18 protein-coding genes are annotated in these 14,804 nt (G+C 39.2%); 13 read left to right on the plus strand and 5 right to left on the minus strand.

The genetic code is table 11. The features are described 5' to 3' along the window. Window positions 1–74 precede the first annotated feature (74 nt). The 3 genes from gspF (at window position 75) to F933_RS10960 (ending at window position 2,348) form a co-directional block, all read left to right on the plus strand. Complete coding sequence (gene gspF, locus F933_RS10950) at window positions 75–1,280, plus strand: type II secretion system inner membrane protein GspF (RefSeq protein ID WP_005061123.1); 1,206 nt, start codon at window positions 75–77, stop codon at window positions 1,278–1,280. A gap of 23 nt (window positions 1,281–1,303) precedes the next feature. Beyond that, window positions 1,304–1,741 (plus strand): type II secretion system major pseudopilin GspG, encoded by a 438-nt coding sequence (gspG, locus tag F933_RS10955; protein WP_005051105.1) that lies wholly within the window; start codon window positions 1,304–1,306, stop codon window positions 1,739–1,741. Between the two features lie 262 nt (window positions 1,742–2,003). Then, window positions 2,004–2,348, plus strand: coding sequence for a hypothetical protein (locus tag F933_RS10960; RefSeq protein ID WP_005051109.1), 345 nt, complete (start codon window positions 2,004–2,006; stop codon window positions 2,346–2,348). Window positions 2,349–2,410: 62 nt separating this feature from the next. Here F933_RS10960 and lnt read toward each other — a convergent pair whose 3' ends face one another. Both lnt and F933_RS10970 read right to left on the minus strand, forming a co-directional pair. Then, window positions 2,411–3,970 carry an apolipoprotein N-acyltransferase gene (lnt, locus tag F933_RS10965; protein ID WP_005061125.1) on the minus strand — a complete coding sequence of 520 codons (1,560 nt, stop codon included), beginning with the start codon at window positions 3,968–3,970 and terminating at the stop codon, window positions 2,411–2,413. Next, window positions 3,967–4,806, minus strand: coding sequence for an HlyC/CorC family transporter (locus F933_RS10970; RefSeq protein WP_005051114.1), 840 nt, complete (start codon window positions 4,804–4,806; stop codon window positions 3,967–3,969). Before F933_RS10970 ends, lnt begins: the two co-directional genes overlap by 4 nt. Window positions 4,807–4,981: 175 nt before the next feature. Here F933_RS10970 and tusA point away from each other — a divergent pair, with 175 nt between their 5' ends. Continuing rightward, the gene (gene tusA / locus F933_RS10975) at window positions 4,982–5,239 is read left to right on the plus strand and encodes a sulfurtransferase TusA (RefSeq protein ID WP_005061127.1); all 258 of its coding nucleotides are present in this window, start codon (window positions 4,982–4,984) and stop codon (window positions 5,237–5,239) included. Between the two features lie 122 nt (window positions 5,240–5,361). Here tusA and F933_RS10980 read toward each other — a convergent pair whose 3' ends face one another. Next, entirely contained in the window at window positions 5,362–5,976 is a 615-nt protein-coding gene (locus tag F933_RS10980; RefSeq protein ID WP_005061128.1) for an HvfX family Cu-binding RiPP maturation protein, read from the minus strand. Window positions 5,977–6,139: 163 nt separating this feature from the next. Here F933_RS10980 and F933_RS10985 point away from each other — a divergent pair, with 163 nt between their 5' ends. The 5 genes from F933_RS10985 to F933_RS11005 all read left to right on the plus strand — a co-directional run bounded on the left by F933_RS10985 (window position 6,140) and on the right by F933_RS11005 (window position 8,955). Then, entirely contained in the window at window positions 6,140–6,448 is a 309-nt protein-coding gene (locus tag F933_RS10985; RefSeq protein ID WP_005051121.1) for an HvfA family oxazolone/thioamide-modified RiPP metallophore, read from the plus strand. Between the two features lie 80 nt (window positions 6,449–6,528). After that, on the plus strand, window positions 6,529–7,383 hold the full coding sequence (locus F933_RS10990) for an HvfB family MNIO-type RiPP peptide maturase (RefSeq protein ID WP_005061130.1): 855 nt from the start codon (window positions 6,529–6,531) through the stop codon (window positions 7,381–7,383). 10 nt (window positions 7,384–7,393) lie between these two features. Continuing rightward, the gene (locus F933_RS10995; protein WP_005061132.1) at window positions 7,394–8,137 is read left to right on the plus strand and encodes an HvfC family RiPP maturation protein; all 744 of its coding nucleotides are present in this window, start codon (window positions 7,394–7,396) and stop codon (window positions 8,135–8,137) included. A gap of 9 nt (window positions 8,138–8,146) precedes the next feature. After that, on the plus strand, window positions 8,147–8,764 hold the full coding sequence (locus tag F933_RS11000) for an RNA polymerase factor sigma-70 (protein ID WP_005061134.1): 618 nt from the start codon (window positions 8,147–8,149) through the stop codon (window positions 8,762–8,764). Next, on the plus strand, window positions 8,758–8,955 hold the full coding sequence (locus F933_RS11005) for a zf-HC2 domain-containing protein (protein WP_005061136.1): 198 nt from the start codon (window positions 8,758–8,760) through the stop codon (window positions 8,953–8,955). Before F933_RS11000 ends, F933_RS11005 begins: the two co-directional genes overlap by 7 nt. 186 nt (window positions 8,956–9,141) lie before the next feature. Here F933_RS11005 and F933_RS11010 read toward each other — a convergent pair whose 3' ends face one another. Together F933_RS11010 and F933_RS17160 are read right to left on the minus strand one after the other, a co-directional pair. Further along, the gene (locus tag F933_RS11010; protein WP_005061138.1) at window positions 9,142–10,854 is read right to left on the minus strand and encodes an electron transfer flavoprotein-ubiquinone oxidoreductase; all 1,713 of its coding nucleotides are present in this window, start codon (window positions 10,852–10,854) and stop codon (window positions 9,142–9,144) included. A gap of 18 nt (window positions 10,855–10,872) precedes the next feature. Next, window positions 10,873–11,031 carry a hypothetical protein gene (locus tag F933_RS17160; protein WP_155757327.1) on the minus strand — a complete coding sequence of 53 codons (159 nt, stop codon included), beginning with the start codon at window positions 11,029–11,031 and terminating at the stop codon, window positions 10,873–10,875. Window positions 11,032–11,041: 10 nt separating this feature from the next. Between F933_RS17160 and F933_RS11015 the strand changes: the two genes are divergently transcribed. From F933_RS11015 to hemH, 4 genes are all read left to right on the plus strand, one after another. Continuing rightward, complete coding sequence (locus F933_RS11015) at window positions 11,042–11,653, plus strand: DUF1285 domain-containing protein (protein WP_005061140.1); 612 nt, start codon at window positions 11,042–11,044, stop codon at window positions 11,651–11,653. A gap of 43 nt (window positions 11,654–11,696) precedes the next feature. After that, on the plus strand, window positions 11,697–12,569 hold the full coding sequence (gene murI / locus F933_RS11020) for a glutamate racemase (RefSeq protein ID WP_005051139.1): 873 nt from the start codon (window positions 11,697–11,699) through the stop codon (window positions 12,567–12,569). A gap of 106 nt (window positions 12,570–12,675) precedes the next feature. After that, the gene (locus F933_RS11025) at window positions 12,676–13,704 is read left to right on the plus strand and encodes a DUF4062 domain-containing protein (RefSeq protein WP_005061143.1); all 1,029 of its coding nucleotides are present in this window, start codon (window positions 12,676–12,678) and stop codon (window positions 13,702–13,704) included. 69 nt (window positions 13,705–13,773) lie between these two features. Beyond that, a complete protein-coding gene (hemH, locus tag F933_RS11030) occupies window positions 13,774–14,790 on the plus strand; it encodes a ferrochelatase (RefSeq protein ID WP_005061146.1) in 1,017 nt (338 codons plus the stop codon). Window positions 14,791–14,804: the final 14 nt, after the last annotated feature.

Genomic DNA, 14,804 nt, shown 5'->3' on the forward strand with positions numbered 1-14,804 from the left:
AAATGAATATGAATGATTCAACTACACGGATGCAACAGTAACGACAACTATTTTGGGACAATTAGAACAGAACCATGCCTGCTTATCAATTTACTGCTCTTGATGCTTCTGGAAAGCAACATAAAGGTGTGCTTGAAGGAGATTCTGCACGCCAAATTCGTCAACAGTTGCGAGATAAAGCATGGACACCGCTTGCGGTCGATGCGGTTGAGCAAAAAGATAAACAACAACAGCGTTCATGGTTTAAAAAGAGCTTTAGTGCTTATGATTTGGCACTCATGACGCGCCAACTTTCAGTGTTAGTTGCAGCAGGTATTCCTTTGGAAGAAGCATTACGTGCTGTGAGCAAACAGAGTGAAAAAGCGCATGTACAAAACCTCTTGATTTCCGTGCGTTCCAAAGTCTTAGAAGGTCATTCATTGGCACAGGCGATGTTGCAATCGGGACGTTTCCCAGATCTTTATATTGCCACTGTCGCTGCGGGTGAACGCTCAGGACATTTAGATCTGATTTTAGATCAACTTTCTGATTACACCGAAAATCGTTTCGCAATGCAAAAGAAAGTTCAAGGTGCAATGATTTATCCAATTATCCTGATGTTAATGTCATTTGGGATTGTGATGGGTTTGATGACTTATGTTGTACCTGAGATTGTAAAAACCTTTGAACAAAGTAAAGAAGCTTTACCGTGGATTACGGTTCTGCTGATGAAGATTAGTGCCTTTATTCGCCAAGCATGGGTAGGGATGCTGATTATTGCATTTATCGCGATCGTCTTATTCACTCGCTTTTTGAGAACCACTGCTGGACATTATGCATTTGACCGATTAACACTCAAATTGCCACTATTTGGTAAACTTTCACGTGGTATAAATGCAGCACGTTTTGCCAGTACCTTATCGATTTTAACTCGCTCAGGCGTACCATTGGTTGAAGCTTTACGTATCGGTGCGGAAGTCAGTAATAACTGGGTGATTCGTGATGCAATTGAAGTGGCGATGGAGCGTGTAACAGAAGGTGGTAATTTAGCAACACAGTTAGAGCGTTGCGGTTATTTTCCTCCAATGATGGTACAAATGATTCGTAGTGGTGAAGCTTCAGGTGAATTAGATCGAATGCTAGATCGCGCATCAACGATGCAAGATCGAGAAGTCACGACCTTTATCTCCACGTTGTTGGCATTACTTGAGCCACTGATGCTGGTTTTTATGGCGGCGATTGTATTGGTAATCGTGATTGCGGTAATGTTGCCAATTATTAATATGAACAATATGATTTAATAAATTGCATGAAAGAGATGAAAATGAATAAGCAAAAAATGTATATGAAGCAATCTGGTTTCACGTTAATTGAAGTGATGGTTGTGATTGTCATTTTAGGTGTTTTGGCTGCCTTGATCGTTCCGAATGTCATGGGACGTGGTGAAAAAGCCAAAGTAGACACCACTAGTATTACACTTAAAGGTGTAGCAGGCGCTTTAGATCAATATAAACTCGATAATGGTCGTTATCCATCAATGCAAGATGGCGGTTTAGATGCATTGGTGAATCAACCTGCTTCAGCTAAAAATTGGTTGCCAGGTGGATATGTGAAAGGTGGCTATCCAAAAGACAGTTGGGAAAATGACTTACAATATGTCATTCCAGGTCGTGAAGGTCGCTCATTTGATTTATATTCTTTCGGTGCAGATGGTAAAGAAGGTGGCGAAGGAAACGATGCCGATATTTATTATCAGCCATAATCACTGAGTTAAAATGTCACTTCACTTTAGAATAAATAAATCGAGAGTGAAGTGATAATGTTTCTTAATTTGATAAAATTAATTAAGATTTTGAAAAATAATAATAAATTAAAATATTGGCTATTTGATAGTTATAATAAGAATTATTCCCATATTTAATAGTTACAAGAAAAAGAAATTATGCATAAAAATAGACTATTTCTTTAGATCAAAGCTTTGCATAATCAATTCAGACCATTTAATTCAGGTATGGGGAAATCAGATGAAAGCATTTTTTTTGTTGGATGAACTAAATCAGTTTCATTGGGCAATGCTTAAATCTGTATTGCTTATTTTAAGTTTATTACCGATGAGTCAAGCTGCATTAAGTTTATGGCAAGCTGCTGAAGGCAGTAGTCAAATTATGATTGGTTTCTTTGCTTTGACGATGTTAAGTGCATGGTTTCTGCTTTGCTTCCTAAGCGCCTTAAAAACAACGGTATGGGACAATCAGGAGATGATTTCCAAGTATGAGCAATTGTTGTTTAAAGCCTACCGCTATATTCCTATGTTATTTTTGTCGAGTTTAGTTGCTTATCTCAGTGTGCAATTTTCTTTCGTAATCTAATATGATAATGATTTAATAACGAAATAAAAAAGAGCGCTTTGATTTCAAAACGCTCTTTTATTTTATCTTCTTGATTTAAATGAAATATCAGCTTTTCGAGGGCGATAAATCCAACCTAAAATTAATAATAAAACTGAGAAAATTAGAATTGGATAATCACTTAAACGACTGTAAAGCGTTTGTCCTTGCATTGCAGGTAAATCACCACGTAAAACGGCTTCTTTATCAATCGGTGCTTGTTTAACAATATGACCATTGTGATCAATAAATGCAGTTACACCGGTATTGGTGGCACGAATAAACCAACGACCGTTTTCTTTGGCACGCATTTGTACCATTTGCAAATGTTGCCAAGGGCCGGCTGTACCTGTAAACCAAGCATCGTTAGACACAGTAATTAAAAAATCACTATTGGTTGCATTACGACGAGTCAAATTAGGGTAAGCAACTTCGTAGCAAATCGCAGCTGCTAGTGCATGACCTTTCACGATTAATGGTTTTTGATTAGGTTCGCCGCGAGAAAAACCGCTCATACTGACATCATTTTGCATTGCAGGCAGAACCCACTTCAGCATACCTGATAATGGAATATACTCACCAAAAGGGACCAGTCGCTGCTTTTTATACAAACCATGCGATTCACTGCCTGATGACATAATGCTGTTGTAATACAGAGGCTCGCCGACTTGTTGAGACTTTGCTAAATCCCAATAAGGAATTCCTGTGACCCAAGCGGTATCAGTTTTTTTTGCATGTGCCGCCATGGCATCCAAAAATTCTGGAATATCCGTTTGAAACATTGGTATTGATGATTCTGGCCAAACAATCAGATCACGTCCCCATTCTGTACGGGTGAGGGTTGCATAAATCTCTAAGGTTTTAATCTGGTACTCGGTTAACCATTTCAGGTCTTGCGGAATATTACCCTGAACCAAAGACACACTGAGTGGCTTACTCGCTTTAGGCTGCACGAATTGAATAAATCCAGCGCCCCAAGCACCTAATACCAGAAGAGCAGACGGAATAGCCCAAAACCAACGACCTTTTAAGATTTCAACCAAAGCACAAGCAATGACGATCACTACAAATGAGATTGCGTAAATCCCAAATAACGGAGCGTAACCATCGAGTAAGCGCTCAGTAAAAGCGTAGCCAGCAAATAACCAAGGAAAACCTGTAAATACCCAAGTTTTAGCCCATTCAAATAATACCCAAAGCGGTGCAAAGGTGAGTGGGGTTTCTGGGAAGAAGCGACGATAAAGCCAAGTCTGAAAAGCTGTAAATAAGCCCATTGCGGTTGCCATAAAGGCAATCATCAAGATGCTTAAAAATGCATTGGTGTCTCCATAGGTATGAATAGAGGTAAACAACCAAAATGCACCAACAAACCACAAGCCAAAACCGTAAGCCCAACCAAGTGCAAAAGCTTGTCTTGGTGTACGTTGATGCAATATTGCATATAACAAGGCAGGCGATAAAATTGCGAGCCACCAAAAGTAATATGGGGCTAAAGCAAAACTAAAGATTGCACCTGAGGTCAGTGCAATCAACAGTGGAAAAATAAAAGGCAACTGTTTTTGTGATTGAGAAGTGTTTAACAGCTTTTCAAAATAGGTTCTCATTGACGTACAGCTCGAATCAGATGAATAGTGCGCGCATCTGCTTCAATAATGGTAAATTGCCAATCGCCAAGTTCAATGGTTTGACCTTGTAAATCGCTCACTAAACCAATTTCTTGTAGCAGTAAGCCGCCCATAGTTTCAACTTCATCATCAGAAAAATCAGCATCTAAAATAGTGTTGAAATGTTCGATTGGTGTAAGTGCTTGAACAATCCAAGTATTCGCTGTAGTTGGATCATTATCTGGGACGATATAAAGTGCCTCTTCATCGGCGATATCATGTTCGTCTTCAATTTCACCCACAATTTCTTCAAGAATATCTTCAAGGGTGACTAAGCCAGACGTTGAGCCATATTCATCGATAACGATTGCAATATGAGTCTGAGTGTTTTTGAGCATACGCAATACTTGATCTGAACGTGCGCTTTCAGGAACAAATACAGGTTGACGCATGAGTGCGCTAATATCAACTTTGACATTTCGCTCAGTTAGGAACGGTAATAGATCTTTTGCTAGCAGAATACCCACAACATTGTCAGATTGATTAGCAGAAAATACTGGGAAACGTGAATGCGCAGATTCAATTAGAACATCCAAGATATCAAGTAGTTGATCATCCTCTTGTAAGCTAATAATCGCTGTGCGAGGCGTCATCACCTCTCGAATCTTTGTGGCTGGTAGATCAAGCACACCTTCAAGCATAGCAACGGTGTCTGGTTCTAAAAAGCGACGTGAATCTTGTACTAATCTAAGTAATTCATCGCGGGTTTCAGGTGCGGTACCTAACCATTTTCTTAAGCCACGCATACCCCACGACGGACTGGATTCCTCGACCATGATCTTTCCTAAAGACTCTCTATATCAATTAGATGATTTTCATCATACCGAAGAAAAAGCGGATATGCATCAATAAAACGATGCAAAAAATGTACAGTTTTTCAAAAAGCTGCCGATGATTTTTATAACTGCACTTTATGTTAAAATGTGAATATTAAAATATTTGAGTTTTATGATGTCTGAACAACCCCAACTTGCTACTATTCAATTAAATACGAGAGGTTTACGTTGCCCTGAACCGGTGATGATGTTGCATCAAGCTATTCGTAAAGCAAAGTCAGGCGACATCGTTGAAGTATTGGCGACTGATCCATCAACATCATGGGATATTCCTAAATTTTGTATGCATTTAGGTCATGAGTTGTTATTGAAAGAAGAAAGCCTCGATGAAAATAGTCATACTGAATATCGCTATTTAGTTCAGAAAGGCTAAACAAGCTTTCGTTTTAAACAATCTGAAATTAATTTTTTAAAAATCGAGTTTTTCGAACGGTTGATGGTGGTCAGCATGGCTAGATTGAACTAAGCCATGCGACTGTGTTGTGTATCATTTTCTTACTTATTAAATCGATTGAGAGATTGAGATAGCCAATAATCTAAACTTAAGTATCGTCCTCCACCGAGTACAAGCAAAGCGAGCAGCATAATCAAATAAGTTGCAGCAAATTCGATTCCATTATTTAAGATGACGAATGAACCGCTCGATGTAAGCCAGTCATAATTTCCATAGTTTTGTAAAATTTCGCGTGCTTTTTCTAATTTTTCTGTAGATGCCAAGACTTGTGCATTTGCAAAAGGAGCATGTGCATCTGCGATCGCTTGCCAACCATTTGGTAGATGTACCGTCAAGATCGCAACGAGCATCGTAATGATCAGTGGAATACTAATTAAACGGGTAAATAGCCCAAGAGCCAATAATATTGCGCCACCAAGTTCTGCTGAAGTTGCAAGAATAGCCATGAGGGTAGGGAAGGGCAAGCCTAAGCCCCAATCAGGATTGGCAAACCATTCAACCGTATCATTAAAATGCATCAGTTTATTTTGCCCCGCCATCCAGAAAATAGGAACAAGGTAGATTCTTAGTGCCAGTGCAGCCATGCCATCTAAATGTTTAAAGTGTTGTAGGCATTTTTGATAGCGTTGTAATACTGAGTTGATTAAGTACTTCATGAGAATTTCACACCGAGTAGCATTCAATTGTTATTAGTCGGTTGAAGAGTTGGTTTATTACAATAATTTTTTTAGTTTTAACTGTAATAAATGGATTGGTCGCTCGTCTAATGATATGTACCCTAGTACAAACCCAAGAATTGACTCAAAAAGGAACTTCAAAATGAATAAATTAAACTCAATGACATCAGTTGCTGCATTAGTTGCACTTTCAATGGTTGGTGCAGCAACTCAAGTCTCCGCTGCTTCAACTACAACTGAAACACATGTAACTAAAACAGCAGATGCAAAGTGTGGTGAAGCGAAATGTGGTGCTGACAAAGCGAAAAAACAACATAAAACAACGGAAGCAAAGTGTGGAGCTGATAAAAAAGCTGCCGATGCTAAATGTGGAGCAGCAAAAAAAGCAGCTGATGCAAAATGTGGTGCAGATAAAAAGGCAGCTGATGCAAAATGCGGTGCTGCTAAATAATTTGCCAGAGAATCAATATATCAATGAATGATGTAGATCAATCGTAATTCGGGTCTACATCATTCAATAAGGAATATTCCATGACGGTTTTAACAGGTGTTGGCTTAGGTTTAAGACGCGACTTTATCGACAGCTTTTTAAACTTGGATACTTATCCAGACTTCATCGAAGTTGCACCTGAAAACTGGATGGGTTTTGGTGGTCGACATGCCAAACTGCTTGAACAATGTGCTGAAAAAGCACCTCTGATTTGTCATGGACTTTCTTTATCGATTGGTGGTCCACATCCACTGAATATTGAATTTATTCAACAAATAAAAACATTTTTAAAACGCTATCAGGTCACGACTTATTCAGAGCATTTAAGCTATACCAATGACGGCGGCTATTTATATGACTTATTACCTATCCCGATGACTGAAGCAGCGGCACGATATGTGTCAGAACGCATTGTTCGTGTTCAAGATATTCTTGGGCAAAAGTTGGTGCTTGAAAATGTGTCCACTTATTTGATGCCACATGCTGAAATGAGCGAAGCAGAGTTTGTTGCCGAAGTCATTCAAAGGTCAGATTGTGAATTACTTTTAGACGTAAATAATGTCTATGTGAACAGCATTAACCATCAGACCGATCCTTATGAATTTATCAAAAAAATGCCGCAAGATCGTATCCGTTATTTACACATTGCTGGTCATGAGCAAGTGGGTGATGACTTACTGATTGACACGCATGGAGCAGAGGTTTGTGATCCAGTTTGGGAATTATTGCAGTTTACCTATCAACAACATGGTGTAAAACCAACATTATTAGAACGTGATTTTAATATTCCGACATGGCAAGAATTACAAGCTGAACTTGCGAAAATTGAAAGCATACAAAAACAATATTTAATTCAGCCAGCATTCTCTAACACAGCATGTCTTGCAGAATTATGAGGATAATAAAATGAATAATAAATTCCACTCTTTTCAAGATACCCAAAACGCATTTTGTAATTGGATACGTGATCCTAAACAACCCATACCATCATCCTTTGAAACTGAACGTATGCGTGTTTATCGAGAGTTATTATTTAATAACGTAAGTTCTTTTGTCGATTTAGTTTATCCAGTCGCACGATCGATTTTACCTAAGCCAACATGGCAACAACTATTAGAAGAATTTTTTCAAAAATCTATGAATCAATCGCCATTTTATAATGATATTTCACTGCAATTTAGAGAATACTTAAGCGATCAACAGCATCCTGTTCTACAAACTTACCCGTGGTTAGCCGAGTTACTCCAATATGAATGGCTAGAATTGTATTTGGATACTTTAGATATTCCTGAAAGGCATATTAGTCATAATTCAGTATGGCAATTTACCACCCAAGTGTGGGTTTTGGTCTATCAATACCCAGTTTATCGCTGGACACTCGATCAAACTGACTTTGAGCAAGATCCTAGCGCAATTATGGTGTGGCGAAATCAAGATGATCAGGTCTGTGTGGAGCCGCTATCGCCTTTATTTGCGTATCTGATCGAAAAACTTAATCAAGAGCCATTGGCTGAGAGTGAACTGCGTAAATTGATGAGCTCGACTTTATCTGATCTAACTGCGCAAGAGTTTGATTTACAGATCAATGCATTATCTAATTTATTGACTCGCTTAGAATTGATATATAGTCCTCAAGATTGTGTTAAATAAGGCATCAATATGCATCTAGCCTCGGTTGATAATGATGATTTAAATCAACAATTGCACAACACCGAATATTTAAATGATCTTCGACAGCAAATGATCAAATTTGCAGTGCTACAACTTTCATCCTTTCAACAAGCTGAAGATGTTGTACAAGAAGCATTAACGAGTGCTTTTGAACATCTGAGATCATTTTCAGGACGTGCTGCGTTTAAAACATGGGTTTTTGCTATTTTAAAAAATAAGATTGTCGATCTAATTCGGCAAAAAAGTCGCTTAACGACCATGTCTGAGCTTTTCGATGATCAAGAATCTGATTTGAGTATAGATGAATTATTTGATAAGGCTGGACATTGGCATAAATATGAAGCACCTCAGGCATGGCAAAGCCCTGAAGAAATGATGGAACAACAAGATTTTTGGATCATCTTTGATGCATGTTTAAATCATTTACCCGCCAAATATGCGCAAGTTTTTATGTTAAGAGAGATGATTGAGTTAAGTTCAGAAGAAATATGCCAGAAGTTAGAGCTCACCATTTCTCATTTAAATGTTTTGATGTATCGAAGTCGCGCACGTTTACGAGAGTGTTTAGAAAATAAATGGCTACTTGAAGGAGATTGTTCATGCTGACTTGTCGCCAAGCAACACAGTTACTTTCTGAACAGCAAGATCGGCAACTGTTATTGAAAGAACACAGTGGTTTACAACTGCACTTGATGATGTGCCGTTCATGCCGTCGATTTGGAAAGCAGATCAAGACGATTAGTGTGTTGTCTAAAGCATATAAGCAATTTGATGTCGATGAAGATCCTCAGAAATAAAAAAAAGCCTCATATTTCATGAGGCTTTCTTATCTTACTTTGTGCTAAAACTAACTTCAGCACAAATTAAAGATTACATGTTAGGGTAGTTTGGACCACCACCACCTGAGGCAGGAAGAACAAAGCAATGCTTTGTCCTGCCGCAAGTGTAAAAGCTATGCTTTTACAGAGAAGGTGGCTGTTTTATTACATGTTTGGATAGTTTGGACCACCACCACCTTCAGGCGTTACCCATGTAATGTTTTGTGATGGGTCTTTGATATCACACGTCTTACAGTGTACACAGTTCGCAGCGTTGATCTGGAAACGTTTAGAACCATCATCATTTTCCATGATTTCATAAACACCAGCAGGGCAGTAGCGTTGAGCTGGCTCATCCCATTTTGGTAAGTTTACATTCACTGGAATTGATGGGTCAGTCAGCTTTAAGTGTGCTGGTTGATTCTCTTCATGCACCGTATTCGATACGAATACAGAAGATAAACGATCAAAAGTCAACTTGCCATCTGGTTTTGGGTAGTTCGGTTTGAATGTTGATGCATCAACTGTTTTAAGTGCAGCAAAGTCTTGTTTTAGATCGTGCAGTGTAAATGGTACTTTAAGGATGTTTTGATCGATAAAGTTAAATGCACCACCGAACCAAGTACCAAACTTATGCATAGCTGGACCAAAGTTGCGTGCTTGATATAACTCTTCTTTTAACCAAGAGTTGTTATATTTATCGGTATAAGCTGTTAACTCTTTCGCGAAATGATCGTCACCTTCAAGTACACGAGCAATCGCAAGATCACCACCTTTAGCTACACCAGCAGCAATGGCTTCAAATACAGCTTCGCCACATAACATGCCTGACTTCATTGCAGTGTGTGAGCCTTTGATTTTTGAGAAGTTCAAGAAACCAGCATCATCACCGATCAAGCAGCCGCCTGGGAACGTGAGTTTAGGTAAAGAGTTGAAACCACCTTTCACAACCGCACGCGCGCCGTAAGAAATACGCTTACCACCCTCTAGGAATTGCTTAATCGTTGGGTGTGTTTTCCAGCGTTGCATTTCCATGAATGGATACATGTGAGGATTTTCGTAAGACAAGTCTACGATCATACCTAAAGTTACTTGGTTGTTTTCAGCATGATACAACCACCAACCGCCAGCAGAACCAGTTTCAGACAAAGGCCAGCCCGCACCATGCATTACAAGACCTGGCTTATGTTTCGCAGGATCAATTTCCCAAAGCTCTTTAATACCGATACCGTAATGTTGTGGATCAGCATCTTTATCAAGATTGTATTGAGCAATTAAACGCTTACCGAGGTGACCACGGCAGCCTTCAGCGAATAATGTGTATTTAGCATGAAGCTCATAACCAGGAGTGAAGTTATGTGTTGGCTCACCATTTTTACCAATCCCCATATCACCTGTTTGAATCCCTTTTACTGTACCATCTTCGTGATAAAGCACTTCAGATGCAGCAAAGCCAGGGAAAATAGAAACTTCTAATTCTTCAGCTTTTTGACCTAACCAACGAACAACGTTACCTAAAGAGATAACATAGTTACCTTCGTTGTGCATTGATTTAGGAACCATCCAATATGGCATTTTTTGTGATTTGGTATCAGACAATAAGAAATAAGTTTCATCATCTGTTACAGGAACGTTTAATGGCGCACCTTCCTCTTTCCAGTTCGGAAAGAGTTCATTCATAGCACGGGGCTCAAGTACAGCACCTGAAAGGATATGCGCACCTACTTCAGAGCCTTTTTCAACAACACATACAGAAAGATCAGATAGGTTGTTTTCAATCGCTAATTGACGAATTTTAATCGCAGCAGATAAACCCGCAGGTCCTGCACCTACGATCACTACGTCAAACTCCATCGCTTCACGTTCGATGTGTTCCATGTAGGACTCCTCATATTTTTAAGGGTGGCAACCGTAATATTGCGATTCGGTGCTGCCATGAGTGTTCTTAATTGCTAAACACAAACCATACTCTTGTGCTTGCAAACGTTTGGGGTAGTATAGTTTTAAACCATGATCTCGCCAATTGGCTGAGCGGTCATATTTTCTCGTCAGCAAGGCATAAACTATGATAAATGAAAATGATTCTTCACAGAATACAGGAAAAATCGTGTTTTCTGATGATAAAAACTTAATGAACATTGCACAATACTTAAAAGATGTACAGCAAAGTCACAAAAGGTCAATTCCACCATTAGAGCAATGGCATCCAAAGCATTGTGGCAAAATGGATTTGAAGATAAAAGCCAATGGAGAATGGTGGCACGAAGGTCAATTGGTTAAACGACAAGCACTCCTTGATCTGTTTAGTAAAGTATTATGGAAAGAGAATGATAAGTTTTATCTGAAAACGCCTGTTGAACAGATTGAAATTGAAGTTGAAGATGAACCTTTATTGGTGAACCAAGCAGATCAAATTGAAATAGACGGTCAGCGTTACCTACAACTGACGACGATTAATCAAGATGTCGTGATTATCGATAAAGAGCACCCTATTTTTATGCGTGAGTACGAGGGAGAACTGCGACCTTATGTGCATGTTCGCTTCGGGATGAATGCATTAATTCAACGTCAAAGTTTTTATCATCTCGTGAACTATGGTTCTTTGTCTGAAAATTCACAAGGTGACACGGTTTTAACATTAAAAAGTGGTGATTTGGTCTTGCATTTGAGCACCTGAGGTTTAAGCTTGAAAGAGTAATTAAACCAATACCAATGTGTGTATGACTGCTGTTCAACCTATGCCGATTTTACTCAATCCGATGCCACATGCATTTGCTGATGCACCTATTGGGGTTTTTGATTCTGGAATTGGCGGTTTGTCGATCGCGCAAGAAATTGCTCGGCATTTACCCAATGAGCGTATTCTTTATTATGCTGATACTGCACATGTACCGTATGGCGCACGTTCAGATCACGAGATTCGCCAGTTTACGGCTGAGGCAATTGAATGGCTGTATCGGCAGGGGTGTAAAATCGCAGTCGTTGCCTGTAATACCGCATCTGCATTTAGTTTAGATTATCTACGTGAGCATTATGGCGAACGTTTTCCAATTGTGGGATTAGTTCCTGCTTTAAAACCAGCAGTGTTACAAACGCAAAGTAAGGTCGTTGCCGTACTTGCTACGCCTGCAACGTTTCGTGGTCAGTTGATTAAAGATGTCATGAACAGATTTGCTGAACCTGCTGGGGTGAGTGTTTTAACAATCACCAGTTTAAAGTTGGTGCCTTTTGTTGAATCAGGCGCTGAAATGAGTGAAGCATGCTTAAATGAGCTGCACATGATTTTAGAACCTGCTTTAAAGCAAGGGGCAGATTTTTTAGTACTTGGATGTACGCACTATCCATTTCTAAAAGAAGCAATTGGTCGGGTTTCGGGTGAAAAGTTGAATTTAATTGATTCAGGGCAGGCGGTAGCACGACAAACTGCATATATTTTGATAAAAAATAGGTTATTATGTGACAAAATAAGTCATAATATTACACGTATTGAATGTTATGTCAGTGGTGGTAATGCTGTTGAGTTAAAGCCTGTACTCCAGCATCTTATGCCAGAACAATTAACATGGACGATTCAAAATTTGGAAACTGTTTAGCTAAAATGCTTTACTAAACCATATTTAATAATTTTTTGGGGTTATCTATTCATCTTTTTTTAGCTCAGTTGCTTTAAATGATGGATACGTGAATTGGGGTCAGCCTATGCAAGACACTCGCTATCAAGTTTTTATCTCTACTTCTGGTAATGAAATGCAGCCAGAACGAGCGGTATTGACTCAAACTTTGGTTGGCATGGGCTTTTTCTCGTGGGGTTTAGAACAACGAACGCCGTTAAGTACTTCAATTGCGCGTCGCCAAATCGATGATTGTGATTACGTGGTGATTTTGCTTGGTAGTCAATATGGGGAACAATCAGTTTCAGGTGTTGGATATATGCACTTGGAATACATTTATGCAATGACGAAGCAAAAACCTGTGATTGTATTTATGCATGATGATCCTGAATCTCGTGAAATACATTTACATGACAACAAACCTGAACTAAGAGAAAAATTCAAAGAGTTTAGAAAGCAATTGCAACACGAAGTTGACCAAGTCTTTTGTTATCGTACTTTGAGAGATTTAGAGCTTGCGGTGCGTTCAAATATGCCGCAAATGTTAGAGCGTTACCCTGTTGTGGGTTGGGTACGTCCTCAAAATACTCAAGTTTTACAAGATGAAATTGATAACTTACGCGCTAAAGTCAAACAACTTGAAACAGAGATGGGGAGTCGTGAAGCCGACCCTATTTCTTCTGTAGCTAAAGTTTCGATGCATGAGCTATATTCATTTGAATATCGTATGCATGCCTATCAAGATGGTAATTTCAAAGAAGTTAAGCCATTTCGTAAAATGACATGGGCGCAATTACTCAACGTATTAGGTGCTTCATTTATCATTCCAACACCAGAAGAATATTTTTCTAAACGTATGAATGAATATTTAAATGAAACGGGGTTGGATGATGCGCGTAAAGATATGCCAAGGGCTCATGCCGTTTCTCGTGCGCAAATCAATATTCGTGCATTACATGAAATTAAATTACAAATGCGTCAAAATGAGTGGATCATCCCGACTGGACGTGATGATCGTCAGCGCATGTTATGGCAATTGACACCTAAAGGTCAGAAGCTACTAGAAAGTAATATTTTAGATAGTAATCGTGTTTTTCAAATGAAGACAATGCATTAATTCAATTTAAAAATAAATCATAAAACTGCTAAAGTATTTGAATAAATTCAGCTATAGCGGAAGCAATCCATGTCAGTTCGACCAAAACCCAAAGTGACCGTGGTTTTAGCAAATTTAGGCACGCCAGATGCACCGACTGCACCTGCAGTACGTCGATTCTTAAAGCAATTTTTATCTGATTCGCGAGTGATTGAAATCCCTAAACCCATTTGGTGGGTGATTTTACATTTATTCGTTTTGACCTTTCGCCCAAAACGTGTTGCTGAAGCTTATGCCTCAGTTTGGTCAAATGACTCTCCAATGCGTGAGATCGTGCTTGAACAGACGCGATTAGTCAAACAACGGTTACAAGATGAGAATCATCAATTTGATCTCACAGTTTTACCTGCGATGACGTATGGTCAACCTAGTATTTATAATGTTTTCGAGCAACTTCAGAAAGATCCTCAAGAGCACGTTATTCTTTTACCGTTGTTTCCACAATATTCGGCAACATCAACAGCACCACTCTATGATGCTTTTTCCAAATGGATACCCACACAACGTCATTTACCTGGACTTACTTTAATTAAAGATTATTATCAGCATCCGATGTTTATTCAGGCATTGGCGGATAGTGTTTTAACTTACCAAGCACAACACGGTAAGCCTGAAAAGCTTCTGATGTCCTTTCATGGTATTCCACAGCCTTATGCAGATAAAGGCGATCCTTATGCTGATCGTTGTCGCATCACCGCTCAATTCGTCGCTGAAGCCTTACATTTAAATGAAGATGAGTGGGCTGTGAGTTTCCAGTCACGCTTTGGTAAGCAAGAATGGGTCAAACCTTATACCGATGTCGTTTTGCAACAATGGGGCGAACAAAAAGTGAAATCTGTTCAAGTGCTCAGTCCCGCATTTTCAGCAGATTGTCTCGAAACCTTGGAAGAATTAGCGATTGAGAATAAAGAGACATTTCAGCATGCAGGTGGTGGTGAGTACGCTTATATTCCTGCATTGAACAGTGATCAAGCACATATTGATTTGCTTGCAAGTCTGGTTCAGGCTAATCTTGATGCTCTCACTCATACCTTAGCCCATCGTTAAATCGATTTTCTATT

The sequence above is a fragment of the Acinetobacter beijerinckii CIP 110307 genome (assembly GCF_000369005.1).
In the GTDB taxonomy this organism is placed as follows: Bacteria; Pseudomonadota; Gammaproteobacteria; order Pseudomonadales; family Moraxellaceae; genus Acinetobacter; species Acinetobacter beijerinckii.

Coding starts and splice junctions, on each gene's coding strand:
- gspG (WP_005051105.1), top strand. CDS start 1,304: ATGAATAAGCAAAAAATGTATATGAAGCAATCTGGTTTCACGTTAATT.
- lnt (WP_005061125.1), bottom strand. CDS start 3,970: ATGAGAACCTATTTTGAAAAGCTGTTAAACACTTCTCAATCACAAAAA.
- F933_RS11010 (WP_005061138.1), bottom strand. CDS start 10,854: ATGGAACACATCGAACGTGAAGCGATGGAGTTTGACGTAGTGATCGTA.
- F933_RS10960 (WP_005051109.1), top strand. CDS start 2,004: ATGAAAGCATTTTTTTTGTTGGATGAACTAAATCAGTTTCATTGGGCA.
- F933_RS10995 (WP_005061132.1), top strand. CDS start 7,394: ATGAATAATAAATTCCACTCTTTTCAAGATACCCAAAACGCATTTTGT.
- F933_RS10970 (WP_005051114.1), bottom strand. CDS start 4,806: ATGGTCGAGGAATCCAGTCCGTCGTGGGGTATGCGTGGCTTAAGAAAA.
- hemH (WP_005061146.1), top strand. CDS start 13,774: ATGTCAGTTCGACCAAAACCCAAAGTGACCGTGGTTTTAGCAAATTTA.
- F933_RS10990 (WP_005061130.1), top strand. CDS start 6,529: ATGACGGTTTTAACAGGTGTTGGCTTAGGTTTAAGACGCGACTTTATC.
- F933_RS11005 (WP_005061136.1), top strand. CDS start 8,758: ATGCTGACTTGTCGCCAAGCAACACAGTTACTTTCTGAACAGCAAGAT.
- tusA (WP_005061127.1), top strand. CDS start 4,982: ATGTCTGAACAACCCCAACTTGCTACTATTCAATTAAATACGAGAGGT.
- F933_RS11000 (WP_005061134.1), top strand. CDS start 8,147: ATGCATCTAGCCTCGGTTGATAATGATGATTTAAATCAACAATTGCAC.
- gspF (WP_005061123.1), top strand. CDS start 75: ATGCCTGCTTATCAATTTACTGCTCTTGATGCTTCTGGAAAGCAACAT.
- F933_RS10980 (WP_005061128.1), bottom strand. CDS start 5,976: ATGAAGTACTTAATCAACTCAGTATTACAACGCTATCAAAAATGCCTA.
- murI (WP_005051139.1), top strand. CDS start 11,697: ATGACTGCTGTTCAACCTATGCCGATTTTACTCAATCCGATGCCACAT.
- F933_RS11025 (WP_005061143.1), top strand. CDS start 12,676: ATGCAAGACACTCGCTATCAAGTTTTTATCTCTACTTCTGGTAATGAA.
- F933_RS10985 (WP_005051121.1), top strand. CDS start 6,140: ATGAATAAATTAAACTCAATGACATCAGTTGCTGCATTAGTTGCACTT.
- F933_RS11015 (WP_005061140.1), top strand. CDS start 11,042: ATGATAAATGAAAATGATTCTTCACAGAATACAGGAAAAATCGTGTTT.